Raw genomic sequence first — 19,793 nt, 5'->3', positions numbered from 1 at the left:
CGGCCCGATCGGCCGCGACGGCCTCGTCGACGCCTGCGACGGCGTCCACCCGCAGCGCTCGCATGGTCGCGGGGGTGGCGCAGCGGCTGCGCGGGCTGCGCGGCGACGACTCCGGTCAGGTCCTGCTGCTGACGCTCGTGTTCGTCGTGATCGCGCTGCTGCTGGTCCTCGTCGTCTCGGCGGCGACCGGCGTGCACCTGGAGCGCAAGCGGCTCGTCGCGCTGGCGGACGTCGTCGCGCTGGACGCCGCCGACGCACTCGCCGACCCGGGGTACTACGCGCCCGGCGCCGGTCAGGGCGACCCGGACCGCGGCGGCCTGCAGCTCACCGATGCGAGCGTCCGCTCGGCCGTCGACGCCTATCTGCGCGCCCACCCGGAGGCGACGAGCGCGTTCGCCGACGTCCGCGTCGCGGAGGCCACCTCGCCGGACGGGCGCTCGGCCCACGTCGCACTGGCCGCGGTGGTCCGCGTCCCGGTCGTGGGGACCGTCCTGGCCCCGTGGTCGTCGGGGGTCCTCGTGACGGCGGAGTCGTCGGCGCGGGCCCAGTGATGCCCGGCACGCCGGGAAGGCGCGAGCCGTGACGAGGTGGCGCTCGTCGTGGCGCGCGGCGGCGTCGCGTGACGGCCCGATCCGCTCGTCGAGCACCACGGGGCGCCGGTGGTCGGAATCATTTGCGGGTGCATGACCTCGCGCTCGTTGCCCACCGCGATGTCGGCCGCGTTGTCGGTCGCGTTGTCGGTCGCGTTGTCGGTCGTCGGCATGCCGTATTCTTTCACGACTTCGACCATTTTCGTCCGGTGTGCCCCGGCGCGGTGATGTGCGGCATTCCCGTGCGGTGTTGGGGCTTGAGGGGAGGGCAAAGGACGCATCGACGCGCTGGTCGAGGAGGAGGATTCGCCGCAGGCCGCCCGGCTGCATCCCCTCGGCACGTCGCCGAGGGACAGTGCGGCTCGCCCCCGTCTCGTCCGGCCGTCGTGTCGCGCTCAGGGCGCCGTGGGTTCCTTTTCTGACACCCGTGCCAGAAAAACGCCGCGGCTGCGCGACCCACTTTGTATGGGGGCGGCCGTTTTGGCGTGGTTGTGCGAACTCGTGCGGCTGATTCTGCGATATCGTTCGCGCTTTGTCGACGTCGCCGATCCACTCGTGCAAGAAGGACCGTAAATGAGTACAACCGACTCTCCCGACGCTGCTCTTCCCGAGGAGGCGCAGACGACGACCCCCGCGCGGGGACTCCCCGTCCAGGAAGCTGCCCCCACCGTGGAGCAGACGCCGCCCCCCGCCGGTCAGACGACCCAGATCGTCGTCACTGCGCCCAACCTCGGCTTCCTCGCGACGCCGGCGATCGCCGCCGCAGCGTCGTACGGGGCGATGCTGCTCGTCGCGATCATCGCCGGCGTCGTCGCGTCCAGCGCATCCCCGGACAGCGGTGCGGTGCCCGACGGTGCGACGACCAAGCTGCCGTTCCTGCTCACGGGCATGGCGCTGTTCGGACCCCTGCGAGCGGGCGGTTCGGCCAACGAGGGGCTCGCGTCGGCGTACGGCCAGATCACGCTGGTCCCGCTGAGCCTCACCCTCGTGGGCCTCGCCGCGGCGTGGCTCGTGACGTCGCTGCGAGCCGTCCCGTCGCTGACGGCGAAGGACCGCTGGCGTGACTCCGTGTCGGCGGGTGCGATCCTCGGCGTCATCGGTGCGGTCGTCGCCGGCGTCGCGAAGATCACGTGGGCGGCGGACTTCGACCTGCTGTCCGCGGACGCGTCCATCGGGGTCAAGCCGTTCGAAGTGCTCTTCGGCGGACTCGTCGTGGGGACGCTCGGCGCGGCGCTCGGGTACGCGACCGCGGGCGGTCACCTCGACCTCGGCCGGCTCGGCATCCGCGTCCCCACCCTCGTGGGACGGGCGGTCGCGAACGTCGCGACGGGCACCGTCGCAGCGGCCGGGATCGGTGCGGTCGTCGCGCTCGTCGTCGGCCTCGTCAAGATCGGGTTCGCGGGCACGGTGGGGCTCTTCCTGACCGTCCTGCCCAACGCGCTCGCCTACGTCGCCACGATCGGCGGCCTCGGCAGTCTCACCCTCACCGGAGACCTCGCCAGCGACGGCGACAACACCCTGAGCCTGTTCACCGACGACGTCCCCGGTGCGCTGTGGCTGACGCTCGCCCTCGTCGTGATCGGCGTGCTCGTCGCCGGCGTGCGGGGGCTGCTCGCGTCCGGCCCCCGGGACTGGCGCGGCGCATGGGTCACGCCCGCCGTGCTCGCCGCCGCCTGCGTCGTCACGATCCTCGCGACCAAGGTGTCCGTCTCGGGCGCCGGTGACCTCGGGTTCATCGGCAGCGGGGCAGGGGGCGGCAGCCTCCAGATCGCGTGGGTGACCGTCGTGATCGCGGCCGTGTGGGGCCTCGTCATCGAGGTCGCCGAACGCTACGCCGCGCCCGTCGTCGTCGCCCTGGTCCCCGGCCTGCCCGGCCTGTACGCGCGGGTGACGAAGCAGGACCCGGCGATCACGGGGGCGACCCTGACGGGCCCCGACGGCTCGTCGGCACCGCGGACCGTCGACTCCCGCAAGGCGAAGATCATCGGCTTCAGCGTCCTCGGCGCGGCTGTGCTCATCGGCGGGGCCGTGGGGGCGCGCGCGGTCGTGCAGAACGTCGTGTTCACGCCGGCCAAGCCCGTCGAGCAGTATGTCGCCGCACTCGAGGCGGGAGACGTCGAGGGTGCCTTCGCGCTGGCGGACCCGGACCTGCCGAACGCCCGGCGGACGCTGCTCACGAACGAGCTCTACGCCGACGTCGAAGGGCGCCCGACGGGCGCCCGGATCACGAAGGTCACGACCGAGGGCGACAGGGCGTTCGTGACCGTCCAGGCGAAGCAGGACGGGTCGACGGTGACGCAGCAGTTCACGCTGTCGAAGTCGGGCACGCAGTACCTGGTGTTCGACCGGTGGGAGCTGGACGCGCCGCAGGTGCCGTCGTTCGACGCGTCGATGGTGCTGCCGATGGACGCCGACGAGCTGCTCGTCAACGGCACCACCGTCGAGCGCGACAGCGTCTCGGTGCTGCCGGGCACGTACACCCTCGCGTTGGCGGTGCCCGCCGACGCCGAGGGGCTGCTGGAGAGCCCGCAGGTCACCGTCACGGTGTTCCCGGACGGGTCGGTCGACGGCCTCGACGGGTCGTCGTTCCTGACGTACGACCTCACCGACGAGGCCGTCGCCGCAGCCGAGGAGCAGGCGTCGCAGCTGCTCGACGAGTGCCTGGCGAGCACGGTCCTCGACGTGGACGACTGCAACCTCGACGTGTACGACTGGCGCGCTGACGAGGCGGTCAACGTCACGTGGTCGAGCGACGGCGAGCCGACGTTCGAGACGTCCTCCTTCGACATGTTCTCGCTGACGCTGTACGTGACGGGCACCGCGAAGGTCACCTACGACCTGCCCGCCGCGGAGTACTGGGAGGCCGAGCCGGGCCAGTCGGACACCGACGACTACTGGTTCGAGGTGTCGTACGGGTTCAGCGGTGGTGAGCTCCACCTCGCAGGGCTCAACGGCGAGTCGTTCGGCGACTGACGCCCGGACGAGCGCCGCACCTCGGGCAGCCGGGGTGCGGCGCTCGTCCGTCCCCCGCCCTAGTCGGGCAGGAGGGGGACGGCGATGCCGTCGCCGCGGTGCAGGAGGCTCGCACGCGTGACGGTGCTCCGGCCGAAGCGGTCGGCGAGGGAGTCGAGGGTCGAGTCGAGCAGGCCGGTGTCGGGGCCGTCGAGGGGGAGCTGGGGCTGGACGACCGCGTCGGACTCGAGGTTCGTCAGGGCGACGCCGACGAGGGTCAGGCCGCGCTCGCGGACCAGGGGAGCCGCGGAGTCGAGGAGCGCGACGGCGGCGGCTGCGAGGTCGGCGCCGGACGAGGTGGCGTGCCGGAAGGACCGCGAGCGGGTCGCGCGCGTGTAGTCCTCGAACCGGAGCCGCAGCACGACGGTGCGGGCGGTGCGGTGCGCGACGCGCATCCGGCGGCAGACGCGGTCGACGAGGCCGAGCAGCGCGGCGTGCACGTGCTCGGGTTCGTGGGGGCCGCGACCGAGCGCGCGCTGCGCGCCGATGGAGCCGCGCCGACGGCCGGTCTCGACGCGCTCGGGCGTGCGGCCGTGGACGACGGCGTGCAGGTGCCGGCCCGCGGCGGGTCCCAGGGCGCCGACGAGCACCGACTCGGGGAGCGTCGCGACGTCGCCGGCGGTGACGAGGCCGTAGCCGTGCAGCTTGCGGGCGGTGACCTCTCCGACGCCCCACAGGAGCTCGAGGGGGAGCGGGTGCAGGAACGCGTCCTCGCGGTCGGGCGGGACGTGCACGAGGCCGTCGGGCTTGCCGACCCGTGAGGCGACCTTGGCGAGGAACGGCGTGCGCGCGACGCCGACCGTGATGGGCAGGCCCACCTGCTCGCGGACCTGACGGCGCAGCCGCACGGCGATCCCGACGGGCGGGACGTCGATGCGGTGCAGCCCGGACACGTCGAGGAACGCCTCGTCGATCGACACCCCCTGCACCTGCGGCGTCGTCGCGTGGAAGATGTCGAACACCGCCCGGCTCGCCTGGACGTAGGCGTCGAAGCGGGGGCGGACCTCGATGAGGTCGGGGCACAGGGCGCGGGCCTGCCGGCCGCTCATCGCGGTCTTCACGCCGCGGCGCTTGGCCTCGTACGAGCAGGCGAGGACGACGCCTCCGCCGACCGCGACGGGGTGCCCGCGCAGGCGCGGGTCGTCCCGCTGCTCGACCGACGCGTAGAACGCGTCGAGGTCGGCGTGCAGGATCGCCGCGCGTCGACCGGGCACCTCGCTCACGAACACATGTTCGAACGTGCCACCCACATCGCGCCAGCACCCGGGCGGGGGAGATCGACCGGGACGCGGTCGCCGCGGGCCCGGTTCCCGCGTCAGGCGGGGTCGGGGAGCAGGCCCGCCATGCGGCGGGCCCTGTCGACGAGCTCGACGCGGTAGAGGTCGTCGAGGTCGGCGAGCGGGACCCAGGCGGCGAGGTCGGTGCTGCCGTCCGACTCGTGACGCAGGTCGCCGCCGACGACGTGCGCGCGGTAGACGACCCGCAGCAGGTGCGTCTTCTCGGGCAGGTTCGTCGGGGCGACGGCGGGGTCGACGACGAGCGACGACAGGCCGAGGAGCTCGTCGACCGCGACGTCGTACCCGGTCTCCTCGCGCACCTCGCGGACGACGGCGTCGGCGGGGTCCTCGTACGGGTCGATGCCGCCGCCGGGCATGGTCCACTTCGGGCCGACGCCGACCATGGGGGCGAGGCGGGACAGGAGCATCCCGCGCGGCTCGACGACGACGGCGTACGCGCTCACCCGGATGGCCACCGTCCGAGGCTACGAGATGGTCCGGGCGCGACACCGGGTAACCTGGACGGTCGTGGCCACCACCGACTTCCCCGCCGAGATCCGCGAGCTGCGCACGACCCTGGAGTCCATCCAGGCGGTGAGCGACCCGACGGCGCTCAAGGCGAAGATCGCGCTGCTCTCGGAGCAGGCGAGCGTGCCGAACCTCTGGGACGACCCGGACGCGGCGCAGAAGGTCACGAGCGCGCTGTCGGCGACGCAGGCGGAGCTGGACCGGGTCGCGAAGCTGGGCGGGCGCATCGACGACCTGGAGACGCTCGTCGAGCTGGGCGTCGAGATGGAGGACGAGGACAGCCTCGCCGAGGCCGAGGTCGAGCTGACCGGGATCCGCAAGGACCTGGGGGAGCTCGAGGTCCGCACCCTCCTGAACGGCGAGTACGACCAGCGCGAGGCGGTCGTGACGATCCGGTCGGGCGCGGGCGGCGTCGACGCCGCGGACTTCGCGGAGATGCTGCTGCGGATGTACCTGCGCTGGGCGGAGCGGCACGGCTACCCGACGACGGTCCTCGACACGAGCTACGCCGAGGAGGCGGGCCTGAAGTCGGCGACGTTCGAGGTCAAGGCGCCGTACGCGTTCGGGCACCTGTCGGTCGAGGCGGGCACGCACCGCCTGGTCCGCATCTCGCCGTTCGACAACCAGGGGCGCCGGCAGACGTCGTTCGCGGCGGTCGAGGTCATCCCGCTCATCGAGCAGACGGACTCGATCGAGATCCCGGAGTCGGAGATCAAGGTCGACGTGTTCCGCTCGTCGGGCCCCGGTGGCCAGTCGGTCAACACGACCGACTCGGCGGTCCGCATGACGCACATCCCGACGGGCATCGTCGTGTCGATGCAGAACGAGAAGTCGCAGATCCAGAACCGCGCCGCGGCGCTGCGGGTCCTGCAGTCGCGCCTCCTGCTGGTCCGCAAGGCCGAGGAGGACGCGAAGAAGAAGGAGCTCGCGGGGGACATCAAGGCGTCGTGGGGCGACCAGATGCGCTCCTACGTGCTGCAGCCGTACCAGATGGTCAAGGACCTGCGCACGGAGCACGAGGTCGGCAACCCGTCGGCGGTGTTCGACGGCGACATCGACGACTTCATCGAGGCGGGGATCCGCTGGCGCCGGTCGCAGTCGGTCGAGGCCTGACCGCGGCACCCGTGGGGCGCAGCCCGGGCGTGACGACGGCGAGCGTGCCGAGCAGGAGGACCGCGGCGGCGCCGACGAACAGCGCGGTGAGCGAGGCGTCGAGGAGTACGCCGGCGGCGAGGTAGGACACGGGGGCGACGACCACCTCGGCGAGCTCGGCCCAGCTCATGATCCGGCCGAGCGCCTCCGCCGGTGCGCGCTGCTGCAGCCACGTGACGAGCAGGACGTTCAGCGCGCCCGCGGCGGTGCCCATCGCGAGCAGGCAGGCGGCGGCGACGGGCAGGGTCGGGGTCGTGGCGAGCGTGACGAGTGCGGCGACGAGCACCCCGGCGACGGTCGTCATGGCGACGCGCCAGCGGGGGACGCGCCGGACCGACCCGGCGATCACGACGCCCAGCAGCGAGCCGGCGGTCCACAGCGACAGGAGCAGGCCGAACGCGGCGGCGTCGAGGTCGAGCTCGCGGCGCGCGAGCCACGGGACGCCGACGGTCACGGGCCCGCTGAGCGCCAGCCCGGCGGCGGCGACGAGGGCGAGGACGCGCAGGGCGAACGGGTCGTGCCGCAGCGCGGCGGCCCCCTCCCGCAGGTCGGCGAGGGTGCGGCGCAGGCTGCCGCGCGTCCCGTGCGGCGGAGCGGGCTGCGCGGCGGCGGACGTGCCGCGCCACGGCGACCCGGCGGGCGCGCGGACCAGCAACGACGCCGTGACGACGAACGCGAGGGTGTAGCAGCTCGCGACGGCGGCGAGGGTCGGGCCGGTGCCGGCGAGGGCGACGAGGCCGCCGCCGAGGACGGGCCCGGCGGTGCCGACGACCTCCGCGGTCCCGCGCAGCAGGGCGTTGCCCGCGCGCAGCTGCTCGGGCGGGCACTCGCGCGGCACGACGGTGTGCACCGCGGGGGCGGCGAAGGCCGTCACCGCGCCGAGCGCGAGCCCGGCGGCGACGAGGTGCCACAGCCGCAGCCCGCCGGCGGCCGCGGTGACCGCGAGGGCGGCGACGACGGCGGCGCGGGTGGCGTGCGCGGCGGCGAGGACCCGCCGGTGGTCGTGACGGTCGGCCGTGACGCCGCCGACGAGCGTGAGCGCGGCGCGCGGCAGCATGCCGACGACGAGGACGGTGCCGAGCGCGAGGCCGGACCCGGTGAGGTCGAGCGCGAGCCAGGCGAGCACCACGAGGTGGATCTCGGCGGCCAGCAGGGCGGCGAGCTGTCCGGCCCACAGGCGGCGCAGCGCGGGGGTCCGCAAGGGGGTCAGCACGGAGGTCGACAGGAGGGTGGGCACGGGGACCTCGAAGGGCTCGGACGATTCGGATGCCGAACGGTATTCGGATTCCGAACGGTACGTCAACGGGTACGATCGCGACATGGACGCACCCCGGACACGCGCCGAGAGCCAGGCCCGGACGCGCGAGGACCTCCTCGACGCCGCCCAGGAGGTCTTCGGGCGCCGCGGCTTCCACGGCGCCTCGGTCGCCGATGTCGCGCGGGCCGCGGGGCGTACCAAGGGTGCGGTCTACGCGAACTTCGCCGGCAAGGAGGAGCTGTTCCTCGCGGTCCTCGACCGGCACATCGCGCGCGCGGGCGGGCAGCCGTCGCGCCCTGCCGAGGGCGCTCCGGCCGGGGGCGACGAGCGCCGCGGGCGCGGCACCGAGGCCCAGTTCGACCGGTCCTGGGGCCTGCTCGCGTTCGAGGCGGTGCTCTACGCCGTGCGCGAGGCGCCCGACCTGCTCGCCGAGTTCGCGACCCGCTACCGGCAGGTCGACGCGCTGACCGCCCGTCGCCTGCGCGCGTCCGGCGACGTCCCGCCCGAGCGGGTCGACGACCTCGCGGTGGCGCGCAGCGCGCTGGGGGAGGGGCTCATGCTGCGCCACCTGGTGGACCCCGAGACGGTGAGCCACGCCGTCATCGAGCGCGTCTTCGACGCCGTCTTCCCCACGCCGGCGGACGGCGGCTGACGCACGCTCGGGCTCGGTGAGCGCTTGCCGGTCCGTGCCCTCCGGCAACCGTCCAGGTCGCACGCCCCCTGGTCACCATGTCTTCGTATCGCAAAGTTAACCCGCACGAGGGACGCGAAAGCGGACCTACAACGATGGATGACACAGGTTGGTAACGGGACTTGCTCGAACCTTGGCTTCGGGTCTTGAATTCAACCGACATGACCGACCACCCGGACGGCGTGGGACCACGGAGGTCCGACGCGGGGTGTCGACGGGCAGAGACGCCTCGGACGACGTGGTCGGACGGTGCAACCAGGGAGCGGACAACGATGTCTTTTGCATGGAGGAAGGTCGCCGTCGGCATCGCCACGGCCGGCCTGATCGTCGGACTCTCGGCCTGCAGCCAGGAGCGTGAGCCCGCCGCCGGTGAGGAGACCGGGGGCAGCTCCGAGGGCGCGCTCATCGGCATCGCGATGCCGACCAAGAGCCTCGAGCGCTGGAACCGCGACGGCGCCCACCTCGAGGAGCTGCTGCAGGACGCCGGCTACGAGACGACGCTGCAGTACGCCGACAACAAGGTCGACCAGCAGATCACGCAGCTGCAGAACATGATCAACCAGGGCGCCAAGGTGCTCGTCGTCGCCTCGATCGACGGCACGGCGCTCGCGCCCGTCCTCGAGGACGCGGCCGCGGCCGACATCCCGGTCATCGCGTACGACCGCCTCATCAACGACACGGAGAACGTCGACTACTACGCGACGTTCGACAACTACAAGGTCGGCACGCTCCAGGGCGAGTTCATCGAGGAGGCCCTCGACCTCCAGAACGCCGCGGGGCCGTTCAACCTCGAGCCGTTCGCCGGCTCGCCGGACGACAACAACGCCAAGTTCTTCTTCTCCGGCGCGTGGGACGTCCTCAAGCCGTACGTGGACGAGGGCAAGCTCGTCGTCCCGTCGGGCAAGGCCCCGGCCTCGAACGACGACTGGCAGTCCATCGGCATCCAGGGCTGGGGCTCCGACACCGCCCAGGCCGAGATGGAGAACCGCCTCAACTCGTTCTACGGCGGCGGCCAGAAGGTCCAGGTCGTCCTGTCGCCGAACGACTCGCTCGCGCTCGGCATCGCCCAGGCGCTCGAGGGCGCCGGCTACGCGCCCGGCGACGGCTACCCCGTCCTCACGGGCCAGGACGCCGACCAGGCGTACGTCCTCAACATGATCGCCGGCAAGCAGTCCATGTCGGTCTGGAAGGACACCCGCGCGCTGGGTGACCAGGTCGCCAAGATGGTCGACCAGATCGTCAAGGGCGAGACCGTCGACGTCAACGACGAGGAGACGTACGACAACGGTGTGAAGGTCGTCCCGACCTACCTGCTCGACCCGCAGGTCGTGACCCCCGACACCGTCGAGTCGGTGCTCGTCGAGTCCGGCTTCTACACGGCCGAGGACCTGGGTCTCTGACACCCGCCAGGGCCGCCGGCGCGCACCTGAGCGCGCGCCGGCGGCCCGCACGGCCGTGACGGACCACTGGAGCGAGGGGCAATGACCACCGACCACATCCTCGAGATGCGCAGCATCACCAAGAAGTTCCCCGGCGTGATCGCGCTGCAGGACGTGAACCTCTCGGTGCGCCGTGGCGAGGTGCACGCGATCTGCGGCGAGAACGGCGCCGGCAAGTCCACGCTGATGAAGGTGCTCTCGGGCGTCTACCCGCACGGCACGTACGAGGGCGACATCGTCTTCGACGGCCAGGTCGTGGAGTTCAAGGGCATCCGCGACTCGGAGCACCACGGCGTCGTCATCATCCACCAGGAGCTCGCCCTCAGCCCGTTCCTGTCGATCGCCGAGAACATCTTCCTCGGCAACGAGCAGGCGGAGCGGGGCGTCGTCGACTGGAACAAGACGAACTCGGAGGCGGCCAAGCTGCTCGCCCGCGTGGGGCTGACCGAGCGGCCGGACACCAAGATCGTCGACATCGGCGTCGGCAAGCAGCAGCTCGTGGAGATCGCCAAGGCGCTCTCCAAGGAGGTCAAGCTGCTCATCCTCGACGAGCCGACCGCCGCGCTGAACGACGAGGACTCCGCGCACCTGCTCGGCCTCATCGACGGGCTGCGCGAGCACGGCATCACCTCGATCATCATCAGCCACAAGCTGAACGAGATCGAGGCGATCGCGGACACCACGACGATCATCCGCGACGGCAAGACGATCGAGACGCTCGAGATGCGTGGTGCGGAGAAGGTGAGCGAGGAGCGCATCATCCGGGGGATGGTGGGCCGCTCGCTCGACAACCGGTTCCCCGACCACACCCCGACCATCGGCGACGAGGTGCTGCGCATCGAGGACTGGACGGTGCACCACCCCATCGACCAGACCCGCAAGGTCGTCGACTCCGCGAGCCTGCACGTGCGGCGCGGCGAGATCGTCGGCGTCGCGGGCCTCATGGGTGCCGGTCGCACCGAGCTCGCGATGAGCCTGTTCGGCCGCTCCTACGGGTCGCGCGTCAGCGGCAAGGTGTTCAAGGACGGCAAGGAGATCGAGCTGCGCAGCGTCGGGTCGGCGATCCGGCACGGCATCGCGTACGCGACCGAGGACCGCAAGCGGTTCGGGCTCAACCTCATCGACACCATCCAGCACAACATCTCCGCGTCCGCGCTCGGCAAGGTCGCGCGGTTCGGCGTCGTCGACCGGCGCGCCGAGGAGAAGGTCGCCGAGCAGTACCGGCGCGAGCTCAACATCAAGACGCCCACGGTGTCGGCGCTCGTCGGCAAGCTCTCCGGCGGCAACCAGCAGAAGGTCGTGCTGAGCAAGTGGATCCACGCGGACCCGGACGTGCTCATCCTCGACGAGCCCACCCGCGGCATCGACGTGGGCGCCAAGTACGAGATCTACGGGATCATCAACCGGCTCGCGGACGCGGGGAAGGGCGTCATCGTCATCTCCTCCGAGCTGCCGGAGCTGATCGGGATCTGCGACCGCATCTACGCGCTCAGCCAGGGCCGCGTCACGGGCGAGGTCGCCCGTGAGGACGCCACGCAGGAGCGCCTCATGCAGTACATGACGATGGAGAAGGACGTGACGGCCCGATGACCACGGACACCAACCTCGCACCGGCGGCCCCTCCGGGGTCCCAGCCGCGCGTGCCGCTGTCGCAGCGCATGCAGGGCCTCGGCGGGAACGCACGCCAGTACGGCATCTTCGGCGCGCTCGTCGTGATCGTCCTGCTGTTCCAGGTGCTCACCGACGGCAAGCTCCTGCTCGCCAACAACGTCGCGGCGCTGTTCCAGCAGAACGCCTACGTGATGATCCTGGCCATCGGCATGGTCATGGTCATCGTCGCCGGGCACATCGACCTGTCGGTCGGCTCGGTCGTCGCCTTCGTCGGCGGCATCGTCGCGGTCACCATGCGCGACTTCGACATGCCGTGGGTCGTCGCGATCCTCATCGGCCTCGCGGTCGGTGCGCTCGTCGGCGCGTGGCAGGGCTTCTGGGTCGCGTACATCGGCATCCCGGCGTTCATCGTGACGCTCGCCGGCATGCTCGTGTTCCGCGGTCTCGCGCTCGTCATCGTCGGCGAGACGGTCGCAGGCCTGCCGTCGCAGTTCATCCGGATCTCCAAGGGGTCGCTGCCGAACTTCCTCGGCTTCGCGAACAACATGGACGTCGTCACGCTCGTCATCGGGGCGCTCGCGGTCGCCGCGATCGTGTTCTCGCAGCTGCGGGCCCGCGCGTCGCTGCGCAAGCACGAGCTGTACGTCGAGCCGACGGGCGCGTTCGTCGCCAAGCTCGCGCTCGTCGCCGTCGGCATCGGGATCCTCACCGTCATCCTGTCGTTCTCGGCCGGCGGCACCCCGATCGTCCTCGTGATCGTCGGCGTCCTCGTCGTCGCGTACACGTTCCTCATGGGCCGCACGGTGTTCGGCCGGCACATCTACGCGATCGGCGGCAACCGCCTCGCCGCGAGCCTGTCGGGCGTCAACACCAAGCGCGTCGACTTCTGGATCTTCGTGAACATGGGGCTCCTCGCGGGCGCCGCGGCCATCGTGACCACGGCCCGCGCCGGGGCGGCCATCGCGGCGGCCGGCCAGAACTTCGAGCTCGACGCGATCGCCGCCTGCTTCATCGGCGGCGCCGCCGTCACGGGCGGCATCGGCCGGATCTCCGGGGCCATCGTCGGTGCGCTCATCATGGGCGTGCTCAACATGGGCCTGTCGATCATGTCGGTCGACCCGTCGTGGCAGATGGCGATCAAGGGCCTCGTGCTCCTGCTCGCCGTCGCGTTCGACCTCATCAACAAGCGGCGTGCCGGGACCCAGTAGCGGTCCCACGGTCCCGACGGCGCGGTAGGTTCTGGCCCCGTGAGCAGGCGAGCAGCAGCGGCCGGCTCCCAGTCGTCCCTGCGCGAGGCCAACCGGGCCCTCGTCGTCGAGACGGTCAAGCGGTACGGCGGGCTCACGCAGGTCGAGCTCGCCACCGCGACCGGCCTCTCGCAGGCCACGGTGTCGACGATCGTCCGCGAGCTGCTCGCCGCGGGCGTCGTCGACACCGCCGTCACCACCCGCAGCGGGCGGCGTGCCCAGATGGTCACGCTTGCCCGCCGCGTGGGTCTCGCGGCCGGTGTCCACGTCGGGCACCGGCACCTGCGCGTCGTCCTCGGGGACTTCACCCACGAGGTCATCGCCGAGCAGACGCTCCCGCTGCCGGCCGAGCACCGGGTCGACACGAGCCTCGACCGCGTCGCCCTGCTCGTCGTCGACCTGCTGGAGCGGGTCGGCGCCACGCTCGACGACGTCGTCGGGCTCGGGGTCGGGGTCCCGGTCCCGGTGGACTCGTCGACCGGGCTGCTGTCGGTCACGGGACTCATGCCCGGCTGGGACGACGTGCACGTCGGGCAGGTGCTGTCCAAGCGGCTCGGCCTGCCCGTCTACGTGGACAACGACGCGAACCTGGGCGCGATCGCCGAGTCGACCCTCGGGGCGTCCCGGCAGCACAGCGACTCCGTGTACGTGCGGGTGTCGCACGGCGTGGGCGCAGGCATCGTCATCGGCGGGCACCTGCACCGCGGTGCGGGTGGCGCGGCGGGCACCATCGGGCACGTCCCCGTCCAGTTCCCCGGCGACCCGTGCCGGTGCGGCAACGCCGGCTGCCTCGACACCGTCGCGGGCGCCCCGGCGATCTTCGAGCGCCTCCGCGCCAGCCACGGCACGCTCGCGCTGCGCGACGTCGTCCAGCGCACGCGTGACGGCGACGAGCGCTGCACGCAGGTCGTCGCCGAGGCGGGCGTCGCGATCGGTCGGGTCGTCGCGGGCCTCGGGGCCACGATCGACCCTCAGGTCGTGGTCGTGGGCGGCGAGCTGGCCGACACGGGGGAGGTGCTGCTGGGTCCGCTCCGCGAGGCCGCGCGCCGCACCGTGGTGCTCGACCGGTTCGTGCCGCTCGAGGTCGTGCCGGCGGCGCTCGGCTCGCGTGCCGAGGTCGTGGGGGCGCTGGCGCTCGCGCTGCGGTCGACGGACGTACCGTTGCATGTCGGCACCGACTCCGAGACCGAGGTCGGCTCCGGCACCGACGACGACGTCGGGCCCGTCACCGCGGAGCTCGCATGAGGCCGGGGGCTTGACGTGGTGCCGTGCGCGCCATTCACTGCACGCAGCGCGTGCCCGACGGGGAGCAGGTGAACGAGATGAGCAGCGACGTCCCCCTGCTCTCGATGCGAGGCATCACCAAGCGGTTCCAGGCCGTCGAGGCGCTCGTGGACGTCGACCTCGACGTGCACGCGCACGAGATCGTGGCGCTCGTCGGCGACAACGGCGCCGGCAAGTCGACCCTCGCGAAGATGATCTCGGGCGTCCTCGCGCCCGACTCGGGCCTCATCGAGATCGACGGCGAGCAGGTGACGATCCCGACCGCCACGGCGGCGCGCGGGCTCGGCATCGCCACGGTCTTCCAGGACCTCGCGCTGTGCGAGAACCTCGACGTCACGTCCAACCTCTTCCTGGGCCGCGAGCTGCGCAGCGGTCCCTCGCGCGACGACGGCCAGATGGAGCACATCGCGCGCCAGGTGCTGCGCGACCTCAACAGCCGCATCCCGTCGGTCCGGTCCCCGCTGTCGTCGCTGTCGAAGGGCCAGCGGCAGTCCGTCGCGATCGCGCGCACCCTCATCGGCAGCCCGCGGATCGTCGTCCTGGACGAGCCGACCGCCTCGCTGTCCGTCGGGCACACCGCCGAGGTGCTGGTGCACATCGAGCGGCTGCGGGACCTCGGCCTCGGGGTCCTGCTCATCTCGCACAACATGAACGACGTCCGGGCGGTCGCCGACCGGATCGTCGTCCTGCGGCACGGCCGCAACAACGGGGTGTTCGACGCCGCGCAGGTCAGCCACGAGGTGATCCTCGCGGCGATCACGGGCGCGACGGAGTCCGAGATGGTGTCGGGACCGCTGTCGACGCTGCTGCGCCGCTGACGCACGGTTCGCCACATTCGTCCTGGTCCGCCCCGCGCGGGTCGCCCAGGGCGGACAACTCACAGGCTGCGCGCGGCGTGTCACGCGCCGGGCGGGCGTGCGCCGCTGCCTACGCTCGACGAGGCCAGCACCACAGCCCTGTCCCCGACCCTGGCCGCCCCCATCCTCGTGATCCGATTCGAGAACGTCACCAAGGTCTACGCGCGCGGCGCCCGGCCCGCGCTGGACCGTGTGTCGCTGGACGTCGAGCGGGGGGAGTTCGTCTTCCTCGTCGGCGCGTCCGGCTCCGGCAAGTCCACGTTCCTGCGGCTCGTCCTGCGCGAGGAGCGGGCGTCGGCGGGTCGGGTGTTCGTCGCGGGCAAGGAGCTCGGCACGCTGTCGTCGTGGCGCGTGCCGCACCTGCGCCGCCAGATCGGGGCGGTGTTCCAGGACTTCCGGCTGCTGCCGAACAAGACCGTGTTCGAGAACGTCGCGTTCGCGCTGCAGGTGATCGGCAAGCCGCGCCACCACATCCTCACCACGGTCCCCGACGTGCTCGAGATGGTCGGCCTCGCCGGCAAGGAGAAGCGTCGCCCGCACGAGCTGTCGGGCGGTGAGCAGCAGCGCGTCGCGATCGCGCGGGCGTTCGTCAACCGGCCCAGCATCCTGCTGTGCGACGAGCCGACCGGGAACCTCGACCCGACGACCTCCCTGGGGATCATGCGCCTGCTCGACCGCATCAACCGGACCGGCACGACCGTCGTCATGGCGACGCACGACGACGAGATCGTCGACCAGATGCGCAAGCGCGTCATCGAGCTCTCGACCGGCCAGATGGTGCGCGACCAGTCGCGCGGCGTCTACGGCTCGGACCGCTGAGGGGGAGCCGTGCGCGTCCAGTTCATCCTCTCCGAGATCGGCCAGGGCCTCCGGCGCAACCTGTCGATGACCGTGTCCGTCATCCTCGTCACCTTCGTCTCGCTGACCTTCGTCGGGTCCGCGGCGCTGCTGCAGCTGCAGATCGGCAAGATGAAGGACGACTGGTACGACAAGGCCGAGGTCTCCGTCTTCCTGTGCCCGCAGAACTCGTCGGAGCCCACGTGCGCGGGCGGTGAGGTGACCGACGAGCAGCGCGCCGAGATCCGGGCCGCGCTCGACGCCCCCGAGATCGGCCCCTTCGTCGAGACGGTGTACGAGGAGTCGAAGGAGGAGGCGTTCGCGTCCTTCCAGGAGCAGTTCGCCGACCAGTTCTGGGCGTCCGCCGCGACGGTCGACGACATGAACTCGTCCTACCGGATCAAGCTCACGGACCCCGAGAAGTACCAGGTCGTCGCGGACGTCGTGTCGGGCCGGCCGGGCGTCGAGGAGGTCCAGGACCAGCGACGCCTGTTCGACAAGCTGTTCCTCGTCCTCAACCGCGCGACGCTGCTCGCCGGTGGGCTCGCGGCCGTCATGCTGCTCGCCGCCGTCCTGCTCATCACGACGACGATCCGGCTGTCCGCGCTGAGCCGCCGCCGCGAGACCGGGATCATGAAGCTCGTCGGCGCGTCCACGATCTTCATCCAGCTCCCGTTCATGCTCGAGGGCGCGATCGCCGCGACGGTCGGCGCGCTGCTCGCCGTCGGGGGCCTGTGGCTCGGCGTCGAGTACCTCGTGTCCGACTGGCTCGGCTCGTCGGTCGGCTGGATCCCGTACGTCAGCACGGCCGACGTGCTCACCGTCGCGCCCGCCCTGGTCGCGGTCGCGATCCTCCTCGCGGCGATCTCGTCGCTCGTGACCCTCAGCCGCTACACGAAGGTGTGACCGTGCGACGTCGCCTGCGCCTGCCCGCCCTCCTCGCCGCGGCCTGCCTGCTCGTCGGGGTCGCCGTCGCGTCGCCCGCGGTCGCCGACGAGATCGACGACCGCCGCAAGGCCGCCGAGCAGAAGGCCGCCGCCAACGAGAAGGCGCAGGCCGACGCCGAGGCCGCCATGGAGGGCCTCGACGCGAGCCTGCAGGCGACCGCGTCCCGGCTGCTCGAGCTGCAGGCCCAGATCCCCGCCGCCCAGGCCCGGCTCGACGAGGCGAAGGCCGCCCTGGAGAAGGCGCAGCGCGAGGCGGCGATCATCGCGGCGCGGCTCGTCGACGCCCAGGAGCAGCAGGTCACGCTGTCCGCGACGATCCAGCAGGACACCGAGCAGGCCGAGAAGATGCGCGCCGCGATCGGGCAGATGGCCCGCGAGGCGTACCGCGGCGGCGCCGAGGTGTCCGGCGTGAGCGTCATCCTCGACGCCGAGAGCTCGGAGGACTTCGTCGAGCGGTACGGCCTGGTCTCGACCGCGCTGCGGACGCAGGCGCAGGTGCTCGACGCGCTCAAGGCCGCCGAGGCGAGCAACCGCAACGCCCAGGCGCGGCTCGACGCCGTCGAGGACCGCATCACCGAGCTCAAGGCCGAGGCCGACCAGAAGGTCGTCGAGGCCGACGCCGCGCGCGACGCCGCCGAGGACGCGAAGGCCACCCTGGACGGGCTGGTCGCCGAGCAGCAGGCCCAGCAGGCGACGCTCGAGTCGCAGAAGGCCGCCCTGGCCAGCGCTCTCGCGGCGATGGACGCCGAGGCGAAGGCCATCGAGAACGAGCTGCGCGCGGCGATCGACGCGCAGCGCGCCCGGGACGCCGCCGCCGGCAAGCCCGCCCCCGCACCCGGTCCCGTCGGCAGCTCGCTGTTCGGCAACCCGACGAGCATCAGCCCGATCTACGTGACCTCCGAGTACGGCATGCGCCTGCACCCGACGCTCGGGTACGTGCGCCTGCACGCCGGGATCGACCTGCGCACCTACTGCAGCACCAAGGTCTACGCGGGCCGGGCGGGCACCGTCACGTGGGCCAAGACCCGGTACGGGTTCGGCAACCAGGTGATGATCGACAGCGGGTTCGTCAACGGCAACGCCGTGTCCGCGTCGTACAACCACCTGACGTCGTTCGCGGTCTCCTCCGGGCAGCGCGTCGAGCGTGGCCAGCTCATCGGCTACTCGGGCAACACCGGCACCTCCGCCGCCTGCCACCTGCACTTCGAGGTGTACGTCAACGGCTCGACGGTCAACCCGCGCCCCCTGCTCGGCCTGTGACCCGCGCGTAATCCGCGTGGTCGTCCCCGGAGCGACGGGTAGGCTCGTGCGGCACTGCTGAGCCGGGCCGCCGCCCGCACGCACGAGGACGGAGGCCGGGACGTGGCCAAGGAGACAGGGCGCAAGCTCGTGGCCGCGAACCGCAAGGCCCGGCACGACTACACCATCGAGGACGTGTTCGAGGCCGGCGTCGTCCTCACCGGCACCGAGGTCAAGGCCCTGCGCGCCGGGCGCGCCTCGCTCGTCGACGGCTGGTGCGAGATCGAGGGCAGCGAGGCCTACCTGCACGGCGTGCACATCCCCGAGTACTCGCAGGGCACCTGGACCAACCACGCACCGCGGCGCAAGCGCAAGCTGCTGCTGCACCGCGAGGAGATCGACCGGCTCGAGGCCCGCACGCGCGAGAAGGGCCACACGATCGTGCCGCTCGCGCTGTACTTCCTCGACGGGCGCGCCAAGGTCGAGATCGCCCTCGCCCGCGGCAAGAAGGACTGGGACAAGCGGCAGGCGCTGCGCGAGCGGCAGGACAACCTCGAGGCGCAGCGCGCGATGCGGGACCTGCGCGACCGCTGACCTGCGGGTCGTCGGGGCACCGCTCGGGATGCGGGCCGGCGGCAGCGGCGGGACGCTGGTCCGGTCGACCGGCGCGTCGTGCCCGCACGTGCCGGTCCGCGCCGAGAAGAGGCGCCCCCGCCCACGAGAGGCCATGCCCGTGGCGACCACCGACAGCACCTCCCTGGCGCACGCGCGCCCCCGCCGTCCCGTGCACCGCGCCGTCGTCACCGGCGGCGCCGGGTTCCTCGGCAGCCACCTGTGCACCGCGCTGCTCGACCGCGGGGCCGAGGTCGTGTGCCTCGACAGCTTCCTCACCGGCTCGCCCGCGAACGTCGCGCACCTGCTCGGGCGGCCCGGTTTCCACCTGCAGCGGTGCGACCTCACCGACTTCGTGCACGTGCCCGGGCCCGTCGACCTCGTGCTCCATCTCGCGTCGCCCGCCTCGCCCGTCGACTACCTGCAGCTGCCCATCGAGACGCTCAAGGTCGGCTCGATCGGCACCGCGCACGCGCTGGGGCTCGCGAAGGACAAGGGCGCGCGGTTCCTCCTCGCGTCGACGTCCGAGGTGTACGGAGACCCGCAGGTGCACCCGCAGCCCGAGTCGTACTGGGGGCACGTCAACCCCGTCGGGCCTCGCGGCGTGTACGACGAGGCCAAGCGGTTCGCGGAGGCGATCACGACCGCCTACCGGAGCACGCACGGCGTCGACACCGCGATCGTGCGGATCTTCAACACCTACGGCCCCCGCATGCGGCCGCGTGACGGCCGGGCCATCCCCACGTTCGTCCGGCAGGCGCTCGCAGGTGAGCCGGTGACCGTCGCCGGGACGGGGGAGCAGACCCGGTCCGTGTGCTTCGTCGACGACCTCGTCGAGGGCGTGCTCGGCCTCGCCGCGAGCGGTCACCCGGGACCGATGAACATCGGCAACCCCGAGGAGATGACGGTCCTGCGGATCGCCCAGGACGTCATCGCCGCGACCGGGTCGTCGTCGACCGTCGAGCACGTGGGGCGGCCCGTGGACGACCCCGAGGTCCGGCGGCCCGACATCACGCTCGCGCGCACCGAGCTCGGGTGGGAGCCGCGCGTCGCGTGGGCGGACGGGCTGCGTCGCACCGTCGAGTGGTTCGCGCAGGAGCTGAGCGTCTCGGCCTGAGTCCGCGCAGCCTGGGTCCGCGCACCGCCGACCGGCACCGGCCCCGTGGCCGGGGCCGACTGCGGGCGGCGAGCGGCACACCGACCCGGCGCGGT

General features: G+C 72.3%; 17 protein-coding genes. 14 read left to right on the top strand and 3 right to left on the bottom strand.

Annotation, left to right across the window (positions count from 1 at the left end; translation table 11 throughout):
* The first annotated feature begins 74 nt into the window (after window positions 1–74).
* Together CELF_RS13200 and CELF_RS13195 are read left to right on the top strand one after the other, a co-directional pair.
* Window positions 75–551, top strand: a complete 477-nt coding sequence (locus tag CELF_RS13200; protein ID WP_232014242.1) for a pilus assembly protein TadG-related protein — start codon at window positions 75–77, stop codon at window positions 549–551.
* A 612-nt stretch (window positions 552–1,163) separates the two neighbouring features.
* Window positions 1,164–3,563: a zinc ribbon domain-containing protein gene (locus CELF_RS13195; protein ID WP_013771766.1), complete on the top strand. Its 2,400-nt coding sequence runs from the start codon at window positions 1,164–1,166 to the stop codon at window positions 3,561–3,563.
* Between the two features lie 59 nt (window positions 3,564–3,622).
* On the opposite strand, the gene dinB is transcribed toward CELF_RS13195, so the two are convergent.
* Both dinB and CELF_RS13185 read right to left on the bottom strand, forming a co-directional pair.
* The gene (gene dinB / locus CELF_RS13190) at window positions 3,623–4,852 is read right to left on the bottom strand and encodes a DNA polymerase IV (RefSeq protein ID WP_013771765.1); all 1,230 of its coding nucleotides are present in this window, start codon (window positions 4,850–4,852) and stop codon (window positions 3,623–3,625) included.
* Window positions 4,853–4,917: 65 nt separating this feature from the next.
* Complete coding sequence (locus CELF_RS13185) at window positions 4,918–5,355, bottom strand: NUDIX hydrolase (protein WP_041553514.1); 438 nt, start codon at window positions 5,353–5,355, stop codon at window positions 4,918–4,920.
* A gap of 52 nt (window positions 5,356–5,407) precedes the next feature.
* Here CELF_RS13185 and prfB point away from each other — a divergent pair, with 52 nt between their 5' ends.
* Window positions 5,408–6,520, top strand: a complete 1,113-nt coding sequence (gene prfB / locus CELF_RS13180) for a peptide chain release factor 2 (protein WP_041554320.1) — start codon at window positions 5,408–5,410, stop codon at window positions 6,518–6,520.
* On the opposite strand, the gene CELF_RS13175 is transcribed toward prfB, so the two are convergent.
* Window positions 6,471–7,796, bottom strand: coding sequence for an MFS transporter (locus tag CELF_RS13175; protein WP_013771762.1), 1,326 nt, complete (start codon window positions 7,794–7,796; stop codon window positions 6,471–6,473). The two genes, prfB and CELF_RS13175, sit on opposite strands and share 50 nt — an antisense overlap.
* A gap of 82 nt (window positions 7,797–7,878) precedes the next feature.
* Here CELF_RS13175 and CELF_RS19590 point away from each other — a divergent pair, with 82 nt between their 5' ends.
* The 11 genes from CELF_RS19590 to CELF_RS13120 all read left to right on the top strand — a co-directional run bounded on the left by CELF_RS19590 (window position 7,879) and on the right by CELF_RS13120 (window position 19,698).
* A complete protein-coding gene (locus tag CELF_RS19590; RefSeq protein ID WP_013771761.1) occupies window positions 7,879–8,469 on the top strand; it encodes a TetR/AcrR family transcriptional regulator in 591 nt (196 codons plus the stop codon).
* Between the two features lie 311 nt (window positions 8,470–8,780).
* Window positions 8,781–9,908 carry a multiple monosaccharide ABC transporter substrate-binding protein gene (chvE, locus tag CELF_RS13165; RefSeq protein ID WP_013771760.1) on the top strand — a complete coding sequence of 376 codons (1,128 nt, stop codon included), beginning with the start codon at window positions 8,781–8,783 and terminating at the stop codon, window positions 9,906–9,908.
* Window positions 9,909–9,989: 81 nt separating this feature from the next.
* Window positions 9,990–11,537: a multiple monosaccharide ABC transporter ATP-binding protein gene (gene mmsA, locus CELF_RS13160; RefSeq protein ID WP_013771759.1), complete on the top strand. Its 1,548-nt coding sequence runs from the start codon at window positions 9,990–9,992 to the stop codon at window positions 11,535–11,537.
* Window positions 11,534–12,766: a multiple monosaccharide ABC transporter permease gene (mmsB, locus tag CELF_RS13155; RefSeq protein WP_013771758.1), complete on the top strand. Its 1,233-nt coding sequence runs from the start codon at window positions 11,534–11,536 to the stop codon at window positions 12,764–12,766. Before mmsA ends, mmsB begins: the two co-directional genes overlap by 4 nt.
* Before the next feature lie 39 nt (window positions 12,767–12,805).
* Entirely contained in the window at window positions 12,806–14,050 is a 1,245-nt protein-coding gene (locus CELF_RS13150; RefSeq protein ID WP_013771757.1) for an ROK family transcriptional regulator, read from the top strand.
* A gap of 77 nt (window positions 14,051–14,127) precedes the next feature.
* On the top strand, window positions 14,128–14,907 hold the full coding sequence (locus CELF_RS13145) for an ATP-binding cassette domain-containing protein (protein ID WP_041554317.1): 780 nt from the start codon (window positions 14,128–14,130) through the stop codon (window positions 14,905–14,907).
* Between the two features lie 168 nt (window positions 14,908–15,075).
* Window positions 15,076–15,765 (top strand): cell division ATP-binding protein FtsE, encoded by a 690-nt coding sequence (gene ftsE, locus CELF_RS13140; protein ID WP_013771755.1) that lies wholly within the window; start codon window positions 15,076–15,078, stop codon window positions 15,763–15,765.
* A gap of 9 nt (window positions 15,766–15,774) precedes the next feature.
* Window positions 15,775–16,689 carry a permease-like cell division protein FtsX gene (gene ftsX / locus CELF_RS13135; protein WP_013771754.1) on the top strand — a complete coding sequence of 305 codons (915 nt, stop codon included), beginning with the start codon at window positions 15,775–15,777 and terminating at the stop codon, window positions 16,687–16,689.
* 2 nt (window positions 16,690–16,691) lie between these two features.
* Entirely contained in the window at window positions 16,692–17,990 is a 1,299-nt protein-coding gene (locus CELF_RS13130; RefSeq protein ID WP_013771753.1) for a peptidoglycan DD-metalloendopeptidase family protein, read from the top strand.
* Window positions 17,991–18,092: 102 nt separating this feature from the next.
* Window positions 18,093–18,563 carry an SsrA-binding protein SmpB gene (gene smpB / locus CELF_RS13125; RefSeq protein ID WP_013771752.1) on the top strand — a complete coding sequence of 157 codons (471 nt, stop codon included), beginning with the start codon at window positions 18,093–18,095 and terminating at the stop codon, window positions 18,561–18,563.
* Between the two features lie 133 nt (window positions 18,564–18,696).
* The gene (locus CELF_RS13120) at window positions 18,697–19,698 is read left to right on the top strand and encodes a UDP-glucuronic acid decarboxylase family protein (RefSeq protein WP_013771751.1); all 1,002 of its coding nucleotides are present in this window, start codon (window positions 18,697–18,699) and stop codon (window positions 19,696–19,698) included.
* Window positions 19,699–19,793: the final 95 nt, after the last annotated feature.

Source organism: Cellulomonas fimi ATCC 484 (genome assembly GCF_000212695.1).
Lineage (GTDB): Bacteria > Actinomycetota > Actinomycetes > Actinomycetales > Cellulomonadaceae > Cellulomonas > Cellulomonas fimi.
This window is presented reverse-complemented; position numbering and strand designations above follow the sequence as displayed.